Below are 15,889 nucleotides of genomic sequence, written 5' to 3' on the forward strand. Positions count from 1 at the left end.
CATGGAACTTGGGAAGGTAGAACAGGCCGGAGCCGGCGCACGGTTCGTCAACGTCGGTGAACGCACGAACGTCACGGGATCCGCGCGCTTCAAGAAGCTGATCCTCGCCGGCGACTATGACGCCGCCGTCGAGGTCGCGCGCGACCAGGTCGAAAATGGCGCGCAGATCATCGACGTCAACATGGACGAGGCACTGCTCGACAGCGAGCAGGCGATGACCGTGTTCCTGAAGCGCATCGCCGCCGAGCCGGACATCGCCCGCGTTCCGCTGATGATCGACAGCTCGAAGTGGACCGTCATCGAGGCCGGGCTCAAGTGCGTGTCCGGCAAGCCGATCGTCAATTCAATCAGCATGAAGGAAGGCGAGGGGCCCTTTCTCGAACTCGCCCGCAAGTGCCGCTCCTACGGTGCCGCCGTGGTGGTGATGGCGTTCGACGAAGTCGGCCAGGCGGACACCGCCGAGCGCAAGGTCTCCATCTGCGAGCGCGCCTACCAACTGCTCACCGCCGACGGCACCGACCCGCAGGACATCATCTTCGACCCGAACATCTTCGCGATCGCGACCGGCATCGACGAGCATCGCCGCTATGCGATCGATTTCATCGAGGCGACGCGCGAGATCCGCCGCCGCTGCCCGGGCACGCACATCAGCGGAGGTCTGTCGAACCTCAGCTTCTCTTTCCGTGGCAACGAGCCGGTGCGCCGGGCGATGCACAGCGTCTTTCTCTACCACGCAATCCCCGCCGGAATGGACATGGGCATCGTCAACGCCGGCCAGCTCGACGTCTACGACGCGATCGATCCGGAGCTTCGTGACGCTTGCGAAGACGTCATCTTCGACCGGCGGGATGATGCGACGGAGCGGCTGATTGCCATTGCCGAGCGCTTCAAGGACAGCGACCCGGCAGCGGAAAAGGCTGCGGCAGAGTGGCGCTCGCTGACCGTTCCGGAGCGGCTCTCCTATGCGCTGGTCAAGGGGATCGACGCCCATATTGTCGACGATACCGAGGAAGCGCGGCAGCACTTCACCCGGCCGATCGAGGTCATCGAGGGCCCGCTGATGGACGGCATGAACGTCGTCGGCGACCTGTTCGGGTCCGGCAAGATGTTCTTGCCCCAGGTCGTGAAATCGGCGCGCGTGATGAAGAAGGCGGTCGCCCACCTCCTGCCGTTCATCGAGGCGGAGAAGGAGAAGAACGGGGTCACGCAGGGCAAGGGCAAGGTCGTGATGGCCACCGTGAAGGGCGACGTTCACGACATCGGCAAGAACATCGTCGGCGTCGTCCTGCAGTGCAACGGGTTCGAGGTGATCGACCTTGGCGTGATGGTGCCGTGGCAGGACATCCTGAAGTGCGCCAACGACAACAGGGCCGACATGATCGGGCTGTCGGGCCTCATCACGCCGTCGCTGGATGAGATGGTGACGGTTGCTGGCGAGATGCAGCGGCTGGGCCTCAATACCCCGCTGCTGATTGGCGGCGCGACGACCAGCAAGGCGCACACGGCGCTGCGAATCGATCCGGCTTACACTGGTCCGGTGATCCATGTTCTCGACGCCAGCCGCGCCGTAGGCGTGGCCTCTTCGCTGGTGTCCGACACGCAGCGCGATCCGCTGCTCGCCACTACCGCCGCCGATTACGAGAAGCTTCGGCAGTCGCGTCAGCGCAGCGGCCAGAGCGAGCTTTCGACGCTTGTCGAAGCGCGGGCGAACGCCTTTCCATTCGATCCGTCCGGCCAGGCGCCGGCGCCGCAATATCCGGGCCTTCACCAGGTCGGCGAATGGCCGCTCAGCGACCTTCGGGCGTCGATCGACTGGACGCCATTCTTCCGCGCCTGGGAGCTTGCTGGCAATTACCCTGCGATCCTCGAGGACGAGGTTGTCGGGGAAAGCGCCCGCGGACTGTTCGCCGATGCGCAGGCGATGCTCGACAAGATCATTGCGGAGCGCTGGCTTGCGGCACGAGCGACGATCGGGCTGTGGCGCTGCAAGCGGGAAGGCGACGATATCCTCGTGCTGGCCGGCAACGACTGGACGCGCGTACCGATGCTTCGGCAGCAGGTGAAGAAGCGCGAAGGCCGCCCGAACATGTGCCTTGCCGACTTCATCAATCCGGACGGGGAGGACTGGATCGGCGGCTTCGCCCTTGGCATCCACGGGCTCGAGCCGCACCTGGAGCGGTTCAAGTCGGCGAACGATGACTATTCCGACATCCTGCTGAAGGCCCTCGCCGACCGGCTGGCCGAAAGCTTCGCCGAGGTGCTGCACGCCGAGGTTCGCAACCGGCTGTGGGGTTATGCCGACGAGCACCTGTCGAACGAGCAACTGATCCGCGAGAAGTATCATGGCATCCGCCCGGCGCCCGGCTACCCGGCGTGCCCGGACCACAGCTTAAAGCCAGTGCTGTTCCAGATGCTCGGCGAGGATCCCGGCGGTGTCACGCTGACGGAGAACTTCGCAATGCTGCCGACATCGGCAGTGTCCGGCTTCTACTTCGGCCATCGCGACAGCCAGTACTTCGGCGTCGCGCGGATCGGGCGCGACCAGCTCGAAGACTATGCGGCACGGCGCAACGTCTCGGTCGAGTGCGCCGAGCGGTGGGTACGCCCCAACCTCGACTAGCCGCGCGTGTCGCTATAGCGCCATCGCCATGCTGAGGCGCCTGCTCATCCTGTTGGGACTGCTGTTGAGCCCGGCGCTATTGCATGCGCGCGGAATCGAGCCTGAGCTGGTCGCCGAAGGCGCCGCTCCGCCGGGCGGCGAAGTCGAGCTTGCCCTACGCATGCACCCGGCGGAGGGCTGGCACGGTTACTGGCTCAACCCCGGGGATGCCGGCCTGCCGATGCAGGTCGAATGGCACCTGCCCCCTGGATTCTCCGTGGGCGAGTTGCGCTACCCCGTGCCGAGCCGGCTGCAGGTCGCGGGCCTCATGAACTACGTCTACGAACGCGACTATGCGGTGCTCGTGCGGCTGAAGGTGCCCGCGGGCGCGCACGGTGCAGCGCCAATCCGAGCGGAGGCGCAATGGCTCGCCTGTACGGACAAGGTCTGCGTTCCCGAGCGTGGCACGCTGTCGCTCGACTTGCCCGTTGGCAGTGGAACGCTCGAGCGGGCTCAGTTCGACCGGTGGCGAAAGGCGCTCCCGCGGCCGCTTGCGTCCGTCGGACATTTTGCCGTGTCGGGCGACAAGCTGCGCGTGGCGATACCACTGCCTGCCAGCGTCGCGGCCGCTCAGCCCTATCTTTTCCCGGCGACGGACGGGCCAGTGGATTATGGCTCGGAGCAGTCGTTCTCGCGATCGGGCGACACCTTCATCGCCGAGCTCAAGCGCCGGGGGACTGTGCCGATGCGTTTTGCCGGCGTGCTCGCGCTCGGGCCCGGTCAGGGACTTCAGTTCGAAGCAGTGCCGGGCCTCGTTCCCCAGGCAGAACGCGCGGCGCACGAGCAAGGCGCCAAGGCGCTGTTGTTCGCCGTTCTCGGCGCTCTTCTCGGCGGAATTCTGCTCAATCTGATGCCATGCGTGTTCCCGATCCTCGCGCTGAAAGTGTTGCACTTGTCGCGGGCTGGCGGTTCGGCGCGGTCCGCGCGCACGGATGCGCTGAGCTACGCAGCCGGGACAGCCGTCGGCACCGGGCTGCTGGGGGTTGCACTGCTGGCGATCCGGGCGGCGGGCGTACAGGCGGGCTGGGCGTTTCAGCTGCAGGACCCCCGCACCGTCATGCTCCTTCTGTTGCTGGCCACGGCCATCACCGCCAACTTGCTTGGCCTGTTCGAGTTGCCGGTGATCGGCGGTCGATTGCAGCCGGCGGGAAGCTTCGGGACCGGCGCTCTCGCGGCGTTCGTCGCGACCCCGTGCGCCGGGCCGTTCCTGGGCACCGCGCTCGGAGCCGCGCTGCTGTTGCCGGTGGCAGGAGGCTTGCTCGTCTTTGTTGCGCTTGGACTGGGGCTGGCGTTGCCATTCGCCGCGCTGGCGTTCCTGCCGCGGCTGCAGCGAGTGATGCCGAAGCCAGGACGATGGATGCGGCGGTTGCAGCAGGTGCTCGCCATTCCGATGGCTGCGAGCGCCGTCGCCGCCCTCTGGCTGCTGGGCCGCCAGACGGGGCAGAGCGGGCTGGTACTCGGAACCTTGGCGGCGCTCGGCATTCTGTTGCTGCTCGCCGGCCTGGGCTTCGTTCAGCGGCGGGGGCTCGGCAGTAGCTGGCTGGCCGCGGCGCTCGCAGTCGCAGTTGCGCTCTTCGTCGTTTGGCAGGTGCCCGGCACGATCACGCAGCATTCCTCGGCAATTGCCGGGGCCGAACCGTGGACTGCAGCACGGGCGGCATCCTACGCGGCGAGGGGCCAGCGCGTGTTCGTCTATTTCACCGCCGACTGGTGCCTGACCTGCAAGGCGAACGAAGCGGCGGCGATCGATCGCGACGAGGTGCGGAAGGCCTTCGCGAAAAGTGGCGTGAAGGTGCTTGCCGGCGACTGGACCGATGGCGATCCCGAGATCACGCGGTTCCTGGAGAGCCGCGGCCGCGCCGGCGTGCCGTTTTACCTGTGGTACGCGCCCGGCAAGCCGCCCGAGGAATTGCCGCAGGTGCTGACGCAGGGGATGCTTATCTCCCGCGCTCAGGCGCGCTAGCCGACGGCGCTCGCTCCCACACCTTCTGACCTGCTATCCAGGTCTGGAGAACTTCGGTGCCTGCGAGTTGCTGCGGGGCTACCTTGGTCGGATCGCGATCCACCAGGATGAAGTCCGCCCATTTGCCGGGCTCGAGCGAACCGATGCGGTCCTCCGCGAAACCCGCGTACGCCCCGCCGCGGGTGAACGCGTGCAGCGCCTGCCCGAGCGTCAGGCGCTCGCTTGGAAGCCATCCCCCCGGCGGTTGGCCGTGGACATCCTGTCGGCTGATTCCCGCCGAGAGGCCGGGGAAAGGGTTGGGAGACTCCACTGGGAAATCGCTACCGAACGCGAGCTTCGCGCCGGACTTGAGCACCGTCTGCCACGCATAGGCGCCGTTCAGTCGCGCCGGTCCGAGCCGTTTCTCGGCCATCAGCCGATCGCTGGTCTGGTGTGTCGGCTGCATGGAGGCGATGATCCCGGCGGGTACGATCCGCGGGATGTCGGCGGGATCGACGATCTGGAAATGCTCGATGCGCCAGCGGCGGTTGGTACCGTATCTGCGTGAAAGATGCTCGTAGACAGTGATGATCTGCGCGTTGGCGGCATCGCCGATGGCGTGCGTGGCGACCTGGAAGCCATGGGACGCCGCATTGTCCGCCAGCGCCAGCAATTCAGCGTCGGTGTGGAAGCGCAGGCCGCGCGTGTCCAGCTTGTCGGCATAGGGCTGCTTCAGCCAGGCACCGCGCGATCCGAGTGCACCGTCGGCGAAGAGCTTGATCCCGACCGCGCGCAGGTGGTCGCCGTATAGCCAGCCGGTGGGCTGCGGGACGGCCGTCATCGACTCTGTCCCGGACAGATAGCTGATCAGTCGCACTTTCAGCCGGCCGGCTTCGCCCGCACGGCGGAAAGCGTTCCAATCGTCGACCGACGTGCTCATCGATCCGACACTCGTGACGCCGACCGACAGCAACTGCTCCTGTGCCTTGGCGAGCGCCTCGTCGCTTTGTGCGGCCGTCCGGGGAGGAATAGCCTTGCGCACGATCTCGGTGGCGTTGTCGACGAACAGACCCGCCGGGCTGCCATCGGCGGAGCGCTCGATCTTGCCGCCGACGGGGTCGGCCGTCGCCGCGGTCACGCCAGCCGCCTTGATTGCAGCGCTATTGGCGACGATCGCGTGACCATCGACGCGCTCGAGCACTACAGGACGGTCCGGAACGATGGCGTCGAGGTCGGCTGCTGTGGGGAACCGCTTGTCCGGCCACAGTTCCTGATTCCAGCCAAAGCCGATGATCCAGGCTGCATCCTTATGCTCGTCTGCATAGCTGCGGAGCCGTTGCTGCAGGTCGGCGATCGATGTCGTGCCGGTGAGCTGAACCGTCATCATTGATGTGCCGAGATCGGTCACGTGCCCGTGCGCATCGATCAGGCCGGGCAGCACTGTCGTGCCGTGCGCATCGATGACGTTGGTCGCGCTCGGCAGAGCCTCTCCAGCTTTCAGCACGCGCAGGATCTTGCCGTCGTCGCCGATCAGCAATCCAGTGAAATGCTGCACTCGCGATTGTGCGTCTGACTGGACGCCGTTGACGTGCGTGATGAGCGTGTTCGCGGACGCTGCTGTCGACAGTAGCGAAGCAGTAACTGCAAGGAGTGCTGTTTTCATGGCGCTGCGCATAGCATTGTTCCGCGCACAGTGAACCGCTAGGCCGCGCACATGCATAAAGCCCCGACAATCGACGACATCCGCGCGGCCGCGCAACGCATCGACGGCGCGGTCATCCGGACGCCGATGCTGGTCAGCCGCACGCTGTCCGAATTCATCGGCGCCGAGGTGTGGCTGAAGTTCGAGAATCTGCAGTTCACGGCGGCCTACAAGGAGCGCGGCGCGCTCAACAAATTGCTGCAGCTGACAGCGGAAGAGCGTGCGCGGGGAGTTATCGCTGCGTCGGCCGGAAACCACGCGCAGGCCGTTGCCTATCATGCCAAGCGGCTCGGTATTCCGGTGACGATCGTAATGCCGGCGGCGACTCCGACGATCAAGGTGACGCAGACGGAAGGTCACGGCGCGCGTGTCATCCTGCACGGCGCTATGTTCGACGATGCATTTGCCAGAGCGCGCGAGCTCGAGCAGGAATGCGGCTACGTGTTCGTGCATCCGTTCGACGATCCGCAGATTATTGCCGGTGCGGGGACGCTGGCGCTGGAAATGCTTGAAGACGCACCGGATCTCGACACGATCGTGGTCCCGATCGGCGGCGGCGGGCTGATGTCGGGCGTGTCGACCGGCGCACGCGCGCTGAAGCCAGGAATCGAGCTCATCGGTGTCGAGGCTGAGCTTTACCCGGCGATGAAGTGCGCGGTCGACGGCGGCAAGCGGCCGCTCGGGGGCGACACGCTCGCCGAAGGCATCGCAGTCAAGGAACCGGGCGCGCTGACCTCGCAAATCCTCAAAGAGCTGCTGGACGACATCGTGCTTGTCGCAGAACGCGATCTCGAGCGCGCAGTCGCCATGCTCGTCGGCATCGAAAAATCGGTCGTCGAGGGCGCGGGAGCGGCGGGACTTGCCGCCATGATCGCCGATCCGCAGCGGTTCGCCGGCAAGAAGGTCGCAACCATCCTGTGTGGCGGCAATATCGACACGCATCTGCTCGCCAACGTCCTCGTTCGCGACCTCGTCCGCCAAGGCCGCATTGCTCGGCTCCGGGTCGCCGTTCAGGACCAGCCGGGTGCGCTCGCCTTGATCACTCAAAAGGTGTTCGAAGCAGGCGCGAACATCATTGAGGTCAACCACAGCCGGATCTTCACCCGGCTGCCCGCAAAGGACACGGTGATCGAGGTCGAATGCGAGGCGCGCGATCCCGCTGCAATCGACGATGTCGTCCGTCGCCTCGAAGAAGCCGGTTTCACTGTCGAACGCGCCTCGCTCGACTAGCCGTTTTCCGTCCCTCGTCGGGACACTGCGGCGGTTTACCTTCTTTGATGCGCCCGAGGCCTTTCCATCGGCGTTTACCAGCCGCATAAAGAGTAGCGTAACCATTCGAGAGGGCTCCGGGTGAGCGCACCATTTCGCTTCCCCAAATTCTTCGTAACGAACCCGAGCCCTTGCCCGTATTTGCCGGGCAAGGTTGAGCGAAAGGTGTTCACGGAGCTTAGCGGCCGTCATTCGAGCGAGCTGAACGAAGCGCTCGGCCGGATCGGGTTCCGCCGCAGCCAATCCGTGGCCTACCGCCCAAGCTGCATCGACTGCTCCGCCTGCGTCTCCGTCCGTGTGCTCGCCGCCGAATTCCAGCCGACTGCGACCCAGCGCAAGCTGCTGCGCCGCTACTCGGACCTCGAGGTCACGGCCTGCAAGCCGTGGACGACCGAGGAGCAGTACGACCTTCTCCGCCGCTATCTCGCCACGCGCCACCCCGGCGGCGGAATGGCCGAGATGGACGAGAGCGACTTCGCGGACATGGTCGAGCAGACCCCGGTCCGCACCTACGTCATCGAATATCGGGAGCCCTCGGTCGATGGCCGGCCGGGCAAGCTGCTCGGCGCCTGCCTGTCCGACCAGCAGAGCGACGGGCTGTCGATGATCTACAGCTTCTTCGACGTCGGTCCCGATGCCCGCAAAGGGCTCGGCACCTTCATCATCCTCGACCACATCGTCCGCGCGGCGCGGGCGGGGCTTCCCTATGTCTATCTCGGCTACTGGGTCGAGGGCTCGTCCCGGATGGCCTACAAGACGGGATTCCGGCCCCTAGAACGCCTCGGTCGCGACGGCTGGCGCCGGATGGACGAGGCGGCGGACGACAAGGCCGATCGCGAGGTCGTGCTTCCCGGCCGGCGCTCGCCAAGCCGGCTTCTGATCGACGCCTGACCGCTTACTCGGTCGTTTCCCCGTCCCACTCCTCATGCGGGTGACGGGCGTCCGCCTCCGCCTTGGTCGATTGAACGATGCCCTCCTTGTGCTCGGGCGGACCGTAGATCGTGTAGAGCCGTAGGCGCGTCTCGCCGGTGTTGCGTACGTTGTGCCGCGCGCCGGCCGGAACGATCACGGCAAAGTCATCCTGAACGCGGTTCTCGACGCCGTCGATGTCGATCACGCCCGAACCTTCCTCGATGCGGAAGAACTGGTCACGGTCTTCGTGTACCTCCTCGCCGATCGCGTCGCCGGGCTGGAGGGTCATGACGACAAGCTGCAAGTGACCGCCGGTGTAGAGCACGCGGCGGAAGTCCTGGTTCTCGATCGTGCGCTTCTCGATATCGTCGCAGTAACCGCGCTTCATTGGCTCTTCATCCCATTCAGGTGGGCGAGGTGGCTTTTGACGACCGGCAATGCGGTCGCCGCGAATTTCCTGAGCGGCGGCGACGATCCCTGTCCAGCATATTGGCTGAGCACTTCGACGGCCCTCTTGTGGGCCTGGATCTGGCCGTCGATGAAGCCGCTGTCGAAGTCCTGCGGCTTGGCTCCGCGGAGGGCGCCGAGCGCTGCCTGAAGGTCAGGTGGAAGGGTCGTCGGCAGAGTGATCGGCGGGGTCGCCTGGGCGGCGGTGCTCTTCAGCATGGCCGTCGACTTCGTGTGGTCGGTGATGAGTTGCCCTGCAAAAGCCTTCACCGCCGGAGACTGGGCGCGAGCCTGGGCGATCTTCGCGCTTTCGATCTCGAACAGGTCGCTGCCGGCGACGGTCGACGCGAACACGTCCGGCGCGAGGACGCCGCCAACCGGGTTGATGTTGGTCGACATGTCGAGGGCGCCGCTCTCATTGCCGAGCGCGGTATTGCCGCCGTTGCCCGTCATGTAGGTCTCGTCGCCGGTCACGCTGTTGGTGGGATCGTCCTTGCGGTGGCAGGCAGCGAGCGCCACGGCCGAGGTGACGATCAGCATCTTCGTCAGGTTTGCGTGCATGGCGCGATAACACGCGGCTCGTGGGGCTCGTTCCGCGCGGTCCGTCACGCGAGTTCCTTCAGCGGATCATGCCCCCAGTTCATCAGGGAATAACGCCAGCGGGAGGTCACGATGTTGGCCGGCTCCTGGGCGCGGTGGCGTCGGATGAAGCCGACGACCTTGCGCATGTGGGCGATGTCTTCCGCGCTGAGCTCGGCTTCCGGAGTGCCGAGGATGGCGAGGATGTGACGGCCGCTGGCATGGCCGATCGACTCGTTGCCGGTTTTCTTCTGGCCCACCCGGCGGCTGTCGTCGGTATCGAGCCACTCCTGCAGCTCTGGTGCACTCATGTTGACGCAGGTGTGGAAGGCGGCGCGAACCTGCGCCTCGCTCATCAATGTTCGAGCTGCCGCGCTGCGCCCTGCATCGGGCGGACGAACAGCCGCTTCACCTGCGGCCAGCGGGTCCGCGCTTCCTCCTCGATCCGACCGACGATGAGTTCCACTTCGCCGGCGCGCATTTCGTCGTCGAAGTCGACGTTGATCATCGCGGTGACCTGGTCCGGCGAGGAATGGACGGTGAGAACGTGGCCGACGCCCATGACGCCGGGCTTCTCGCGGGCGAGGGCGCGCAGCCCCTCGACAATTGCCGGGTCCGCGGCCTCGCCGATCAGCAGGCCCTTGGACTCGCGGGCGAGCAGCAGTGCCGTGAAGCCGAGGATGATGCCGATGACGATCGAGGCGGCGCCGTCGAACAGCGGATTGCGGGTGATCTGGGAAAGGAAGAGCCCGACCGCCGCCGCGATGATGCCGGCCATCGCGGCGCCATTCTCCAGCAGCACGATGAAGGAAGGCGGGTCCTTGGAGCGGCGGATCGCCTCTAGCCAACTGAGATCGCCCTTGGCGCCGCGGAACTCCTTGAACGCCTCGACGGTGGACCAGCCTTCGAGAATGAAGGCGATCAGCAGCACGCCATAGGCAATCAGTGGCGAGACGGCGGGTTCCGGGTGCGCGATGTGGAGTATGCCTTCGTAAACCGAGACACCGGCACCGAGCGCGAACACGAGCACCGCAACGACGAAGCTCCAGAAGTAGAGCTCCCGCCCGTAGCCGAAGGGGTGGTATTTATCGGCGGGCTTCCGCGCCTGGCGGCGACCCCACATCAGCAGCAGCTGGTTGGTGGAGTCGACGACGCTGTGGACGCCCTCGGTGAGCATCGCCGACGAGCCCGTGATAGCGGCGGCGACGAACTTGGAGATGGCTATCCCGAGGTTCGCGAGCAGCGCGATGACGAGCGTCCGGGTGCTGGTCGTCGGGGCGCTCATCTGATCCGAATGTTCCCAATGTTCGCAGTGACGACAACTACTGCAGTCCGCTCGCCCGATGAACGCGAACAACGGCCGATGGTGCCTCCACGCTGCATTCGTGCGGTCTTCGCACGAATGCCCGTCTGTAGGACAGACGCGCTTCGGCGGACTTCAGATGTGGATCACACGCCCGAACGCGGCGAGCACGCTTTCGTGCATCATCTCCGACAGCGTCGGGTGCGGGAAGACGGTCTGGATGAAGTCGGTTTCGACCAGCTCGGCGGTCTTGCCGATCGTGTAGCCCTGGATCAGCTCGGTCACTTCGGCGCCGATCATGTGGGCGCCGAGCAGCTCGCCGCTCTTGCCGTCGAACACCGTCTTCACGAAGCCGTCGACTTCACCGAGCGCGATCGCCTTGCCGTTGCCGATCGCCGGGAATTTGCCGACCTTGACCTCGTAGCCGAGTTCCTTGGCCTTTGCCTCGGTCAGGCCGACGCTGGCAACCTGGGGGCGACAATAAGTGCAGCCGGGAATGTTCTTCGCGTCGGTGGCGTGTGGGTGGACGTCCTTGTTGCCCATCTCCTGCGCGATGGCTTCGGCGGCGGTGACACCCTCGTGGCTGGCCTTGTGCGCAAGCCAGGGCGGGGCGGTGACGTCGCCGATCGCCCACAGGCCGGGCACGTTGGTGCGGCACATGGGATCGGTGTCGATGTGACCCTTGGTCGTTTTCACGCCGAGCGCTTCGAGGCCAATGTTTTCGGTGTTCGGGACAATGCCGACGGCGACGATGCAATGGCTCAACTTGTGGTCGGCCGATTTGCCGTCGCTGGTCTTGATCTTGGCCGTGACGCCGTTGGCGTCGGCGGTGAGGCTCTCGACGCCAGCGCCGGTCAGGATGGTGAGGCCCTGCTTGGCCATGCTCTTCTGGAGCTGGGCACTGATCTCCGCGTCCTCGACGGGCACGATCCGGTCGAGCATCTCGACGACCGTCACCTTGGCGCCCAAGTCGGCGTAGAAGCTCGCGAACTCGATGCCGATGGCGCCCGAGCCGATGACCAGCAGCTCCGTCGGCATTTCTGCCGGAGTCATGGCGTGGCGGTACGTCCAGATGCGCTTGCCGTCGGCCTTCGCGAAGGGGAGGTCGCGGGCGCGGGCACCGGTCGCGACGATGATGTGCTTGGCGGAAAGCTCGGTCGCCTTGCCGTCCGCGCTGGTGACGCTGAGCTTGCCTTTGCCGGTCAGCTTGCCCTCGCCCATGTGCACGGCGATCTTGTTCTTCTTCATCAGGTGCGTGACGCCCTGATTGAGTTGCTTGGCGACCGCGCGGCTGCGGGCGACGACCTTGCCCAGGTCGAACGACGGCTTGTCGTTGCTGAGGCCGTAGGCCTCGGCATGGGTCATGTAGTGGAACACTTCGGCCGTGCGCAGCAGCGCCTTGGTCGGAATGCAGCCCCAGTTGAGGCAGATGCCGCCGAGGTTCTCGCGCTCGACGATCGCCGTCTTGAGCCCGAGCTGCGCGGCGCGGATGGCGGCAACATAACCGCCGGGACCGGAGCCGAGGACGATGAGGTCGTAGGTGTCAGGCATTATGCCAGCATCCCCAGCGGGTTCTCGACCAGCTCCTTGAAGGCCTTCATCAGCTTGGCGCCGTCGGCGCCGTCGATGGCGCGGTGGTCGAAGCTGCCGGTGGCGCTCATGACGGTGGCGATCTGCAGGCTGTCGTTGACCACGTAGGGGCGCTTTTCGCCGGCGCCGATGGCCATGATCATGCCCTGGGGCGGGTTGATGACGGCTTCGAACTGCTTGATGCCGTACATGCCCATGTTGCTGAGCGAGGCGGTGCCGCCCTGATATTCTTCGGGCTGGAGCTTGCCATCCTTGGCGCGCCCGGCGAGGTCCTTCATCTCGCTCGAGATCGCCGAGACGCTCTTGCTGTCGGCACCCTTGATGATCGGCGTGATGAGGCCATTGGGGATCGAGACGGCGACGGAGATGTCGGCGCGGCTGTAGCGAATGAGCGTGTCGCCCGCGAAGCTGACGTTGCAGTCGGGCACTTGGATCAGGGCCTGGGCGAGCGCCTTGATGAGCAGGTCGTTGACGCTGAGCTTGACGCCGCGGCTCTCGAGACCCTTGTTCAGCTCGCCGCGAAGCTTGAGTAGGGCGTCCAGCTGGATGTCCACCGTGAGGTAGATGTGCGGCACCTGCTGCTTCGACTCGGTCAGGCGCCGGGCAATCGTCTTGCGCATGTTGGAGAGCTTGGCGACTTCGTGCGGGATGTCGCCGGGCTCCACATGGGCAGCGGGTGCAGCGGCCGGTGCCTGCGCGGCTGGCGCTGCTGCCGGTGCTGCGGCTGGAGCCTTGCCAGCGGCGGAATCGACGTCGGCTCGGACGATGCGGCCGTTCGGACCGCTGCCCTTGAGGCTGGAGAGGTCGATGCCCTGCGCCTGGGCGAGACGGCGGGCCAGTGGGGAGGCCTTGATGCGGCTGTCATCGCCCGTCGCCGGCTGTGCTGGTGCCGCCGGAGTCTCACCGGCCGCGTCGGTGGGCTGAACCCCGTAGCCTTTGACATCGGGCGACGGGGTCGGGGCGGACTTCGGTATTGCGTCAGCCCTGGGCGGCTGCGCCGGCGCCGGAGCGGGTGGGCTGGCTGGGGCAGTATCGGCCTTGGGCGGCTGCGGAGCAGAGGGTGCCGACGGAGCGCCCGACGCGGCAGCGCTGACGTCCTCGTCTTCACCGGCCAGGATGGCGATCGGCGCGCCGACCTTCACGCCGTCCGTGCCTTCCGCGATCAGGATCTTCGCGATCGTGCCTTCGTCGACGGCTTCGAACTCCATCGTTGCCTTGTCGGTTTCGATTTCGGCCAGGATGTCGCCGGACGCGACCTTGTCCCCTTCCTTGACGAGCCATTTGGCAAGCGTGCCTTCCTCCATGGTCGGGGAAAGCGCGGGCATCTTGAGTTCGATGGGCATCGGCGGGGTGTCCGGTAAAGAGGCGTGGGCGGCTCAAAGCCAATGCGGCGGTTGCGGTCAAGCCCGCGCCAAATCCCTAGCCGCCGACTTGCACTTGAGCGGCGTTTAACGCAGCACTGAACCTCATGGCCCAGGACGACGTCAAACGCACTTATCTGGTCGTCGTCGACGATAGTGAAGAGGCCCGCGTTGCGCTTCGTTTCGCTGCCCGGCGGGCGGCCAAGACGAACGGCCGCATCGAGGTGCTCGGAATCGTCGAGCCGCAGGATTTCGTGCAGTTCGGCGGAGTCCAGGCGGCGATCGAGGAAGAACAGCGGCTGCGGATCGAGGGCGTGGTCAGCGCGTCGATCGGCGAGATCCTCAACGAGTCGGGTGTCGAGGTCAGCATCATCGTCCGCCAGGGCGAAGCGGTGAAGACCGTTCGCGACTTCATCGGCGAGCGGGAGGACGTTGCAGCACTGGTGCTTGGCGCAGCGGCGGCCGGCGAACCGGGCGCGCTGGTCGGCAATTTCGCGGGCTTCGACGCCGGCAAGCTGCCGTGCCCGCTGATGATCATACCCGGCTCGCTCGGCGAAGAGCGGCTCGAGCAGTTGAGCTAAGGCCTAGAGTGCCCGGGCGAGGATTTCCGCGAGCCGCACGCAACCGGCCTCGTCTGCTGCGGTAAAGCGCGCCGGGCGGGGGCTGTCGAGGTCCAGGACAGCGATGAGCTCTCCATCGCGAACGATCGGCACGACCAACTCACTTGCTGAGGCGGAATCGCAGGCGATGTGCCCCGGGAACGCGTTGACGTCGTCGATGCGCTGCGGCTGGAGCGTGGCGGCGGCGGTGCCGCAAACGCCGGAGCCGAACGCAATGCGGATGCAGGCGGGGCGGCCCTGGAAGGGGCCGAGCACCAGCTCTCCGCCGACGTTGCGGTAGAAACCGGCCCAGTTGAGGTCGGGCAGGCTTTCCCAGATCAGCGCTGCGGCGTTGGCCATGTTGGCGATCCCGTCCGTTTCGCCGGAGGTGAGGCCTTCCAGCGCCGACGCGAGGTCGCGGTAGAGGGTGTCCGGGTCGGCAGCGGCGATCTTGAAGTCGTACATCAGTCGAAACTCACCTTCCCGCGGCCCTGCTTTACCGCGCTGCGCTGCTTTTTCTTGTCGACGCGCTCGGCCTTCGCGGCCCGGCTGGGCCGCGTCGCCTTGCGCTTGGCCTGGACGATATGGGCAGCGGCGATCATCTCCGCCAGTCGCCGGCGCGCGTCCTGGCGGTTGGCGTCCTGGGTGCGGAAGCGGCGGGCGGTGATCAGAAGTTCGCCGGCGCCGGTCACGCGGCTGCCGGCGATCTGCCGCAGCCGCTCATAGGCTGCGGGGTGAAGCCCCAGCCGGAACAGGTCGACGCGCAGTTGCACGGCAGTGGCGACCTTGTTGACGTTCTGGCCTCCGGGCCCGGTCGCAGCGAGGAAGCTTTCGCTGAGTGCGTCGTCGGGAATGTGGACGTCTTCAGGCCGCATCGCGCCAGTCGCCGAATGTGTCGGGCAGGGGGGCAGTGACGTCGATCGCGGCCTTGCCCTCGCGCGGAACGACGAGGCGCGAGGCGTGCAGAAGCATGGATCCGCCGGGGATGCCGTAGACGCGATCGCCGATGATGCCGCGGCCGAACGCCTCGCGGGCATGGGCGCGGATCTGGTGGGTACGCCCGGTCAGCGGGCGAAACTCGACCAGAGTGGAGCCATCGCGAACCGCGAGCCGGCGCCAGCGCGTTGTCGCTTCGGAGCCGTGCTTGTCAGCAATCATCCGCCAGCCGGCTTCGGCAGTCGAGCTTTTCGCGAGGGGAACTTCGATGATGCCTTCCGGCTCCAGAAGCTCGGCTCCAACGACGGCGAGGTAATATTTTTCAACCTGGCGGCTCTCGAAAGACTGCTGGTAGCGGGCCCGGGCCTTGGCAGTCCGGGCGAGCAGAAGGCAGCCGCTGGTGTCGGTGTCGAGCCGGTGCATCGGGGTGGGCGGCCGGCGGAAGCCGCAGCGCAATTCGTCGAGGCGTACCACGAGGGAATCCCCGCCGCGACGCGGCGTGTCGACCGGCAGGCCGGCAGGCTTGTCGATGACCATCGCTTCAGCGTCGATGAAGAGGATCTTGTCCGCCAACATGAGCGCGGCCATAG

General features: G+C 66.1%; 15 protein-coding genes. 5 read left to right on the forward strand and 10 right to left on the reverse strand.

All coding sequences use genetic code 11. From position 1 onward, the window contains the following. The first annotated feature begins 1 nt into the window (after position 1). Positions 2-2,620, forward strand: a complete 2,619-nt coding sequence (metH, locus tag ACUXST_RS08150) for a methionine synthase (protein WP_458389474.1) — start codon at positions 2-4, stop codon at positions 2,618-2,620. Positions 2,621-2,648: 28 nt separating this feature from the next. Continuing rightward, positions 2,649-4,622 (forward strand): protein-disulfide reductase DsbD family protein, encoded by a 1,974-nt coding sequence (locus ACUXST_RS08155; protein ID WP_458389475.1) that lies wholly within the window; start codon positions 2,649-2,651, stop codon positions 4,620-4,622. On the opposite strand, the gene ACUXST_RS08160 is transcribed toward ACUXST_RS08155, so the two are convergent. Beyond that, the gene (locus ACUXST_RS08160; RefSeq protein ID WP_458389476.1) at positions 4,597-6,264 is read right to left on the reverse strand and encodes an amidohydrolase; all 1,668 of its coding nucleotides are present in this window, start codon (positions 6,262-6,264) and stop codon (positions 4,597-4,599) included. The genes ACUXST_RS08155 and ACUXST_RS08160 overlap by 26 nt on opposite strands. 51 nt (positions 6,265-6,315) lie before the next feature. On the opposite strand from ACUXST_RS08160, the gene ACUXST_RS08165 reads away from it, so the two are divergent. Both ACUXST_RS08165 and ACUXST_RS08170 read left to right on the forward strand, forming a co-directional pair. Then, the gene (locus ACUXST_RS08165; protein WP_458389477.1) at positions 6,316-7,533 is read left to right on the forward strand and encodes a threonine ammonia-lyase; all 1,218 of its coding nucleotides are present in this window, start codon (positions 6,316-6,318) and stop codon (positions 7,531-7,533) included. A 120-nt stretch (positions 7,534-7,653) separates the two neighbouring features. Continuing rightward, positions 7,654-8,463, forward strand: coding sequence for an arginyltransferase (locus tag ACUXST_RS08170; protein WP_458389478.1), 810 nt, complete (start codon positions 7,654-7,656; stop codon positions 8,461-8,463). A gap of 4 nt (positions 8,464-8,467) precedes the next feature. Here ACUXST_RS08170 and ACUXST_RS08175 read toward each other — a convergent pair whose 3' ends face one another. From ACUXST_RS08175 to ACUXST_RS08200, 6 genes are all read right to left on the reverse strand, one after another. Then, positions 8,468-8,872, reverse strand: a complete 405-nt coding sequence (locus ACUXST_RS08175; RefSeq protein WP_458389479.1) for a cupin domain-containing protein — start codon at positions 8,870-8,872, stop codon at positions 8,468-8,470. Continuing rightward, complete coding sequence (locus ACUXST_RS08180; protein WP_458389480.1) at positions 8,869-9,492, reverse strand: DUF4142 domain-containing protein; 624 nt, start codon at positions 9,490-9,492, stop codon at positions 8,869-8,871. The genes ACUXST_RS08175 and ACUXST_RS08180 overlap by 4 nt, the downstream gene beginning before the upstream one ends. A gap of 44 nt (positions 9,493-9,536) precedes the next feature. Beyond that, positions 9,537-9,866 (reverse strand): DUF3140 domain-containing protein, encoded by a 330-nt coding sequence (locus tag ACUXST_RS08185; RefSeq protein ID WP_458389481.1) that lies wholly within the window; start codon positions 9,864-9,866, stop codon positions 9,537-9,539. Further along, complete coding sequence (locus ACUXST_RS08190) at positions 9,866-10,795, reverse strand: cation diffusion facilitator family transporter (protein ID WP_458389482.1); 930 nt, start codon at positions 10,793-10,795, stop codon at positions 9,866-9,868. The genes ACUXST_RS08185 and ACUXST_RS08190 overlap by 1 nt, the downstream gene beginning before the upstream one ends. Before the next feature lie 153 nt (positions 10,796-10,948). Continuing rightward, a complete protein-coding gene (gene lpdA, locus ACUXST_RS08195; RefSeq protein WP_458389483.1) occupies positions 10,949-12,364 on the reverse strand; it encodes a dihydrolipoyl dehydrogenase in 1,416 nt (471 codons plus the stop codon). Beyond that, entirely contained in the window at positions 12,364-13,746 is a 1,383-nt protein-coding gene (locus ACUXST_RS08200) for a pyruvate dehydrogenase complex dihydrolipoamide acetyltransferase (RefSeq protein WP_458389484.1), read from the reverse strand. Before ACUXST_RS08200 ends, lpdA begins: the two co-directional genes overlap by 1 nt. 125 nt (positions 13,747-13,871) lie before the next feature. On the opposite strand from ACUXST_RS08200, the gene ACUXST_RS08205 reads away from it, so the two are divergent. After that, complete coding sequence (locus tag ACUXST_RS08205) at positions 13,872-14,345, forward strand: universal stress protein (protein ID WP_458389485.1); 474 nt, start codon at positions 13,872-13,874, stop codon at positions 14,343-14,345. A 3-nt stretch (positions 14,346-14,348) separates the two neighbouring features. Here the strand turns inward: ACUXST_RS08205 and ACUXST_RS08210 are convergent, their stop codons facing one another. Genes ACUXST_RS08210 through ACUXST_RS08220 form a run of 3 tightly spaced genes read right to left on the reverse strand, consistent with a single transcriptional unit; the run spans position 14,349 to position 15,887 of the window. Next, entirely contained in the window at positions 14,349-14,828 is a 480-nt protein-coding gene (locus ACUXST_RS08210) for a GAF domain-containing protein (RefSeq protein ID WP_458389486.1), read from the reverse strand. Then, on the reverse strand, positions 14,828-15,238 hold the full coding sequence (arfB, locus tag ACUXST_RS08215) for an alternative ribosome rescue aminoacyl-tRNA hydrolase ArfB (protein ID WP_458389487.1): 411 nt from the start codon (positions 15,236-15,238) through the stop codon (positions 14,828-14,830). Before arfB ends, ACUXST_RS08210 begins: the two co-directional genes overlap by 1 nt. Next, on the reverse strand, positions 15,228-15,887 hold the full coding sequence (locus ACUXST_RS08220) for an RluA family pseudouridine synthase (RefSeq protein WP_458389488.1): 660 nt from the start codon (positions 15,885-15,887) through the stop codon (positions 15,228-15,230). Before ACUXST_RS08220 ends, arfB begins: the two co-directional genes overlap by 11 nt. Positions 15,888-15,889: the final 2 nt, after the last annotated feature.

The organism is Sphingomonas sp. F9_3S_D5_B_2, assembly GCF_054263715.1.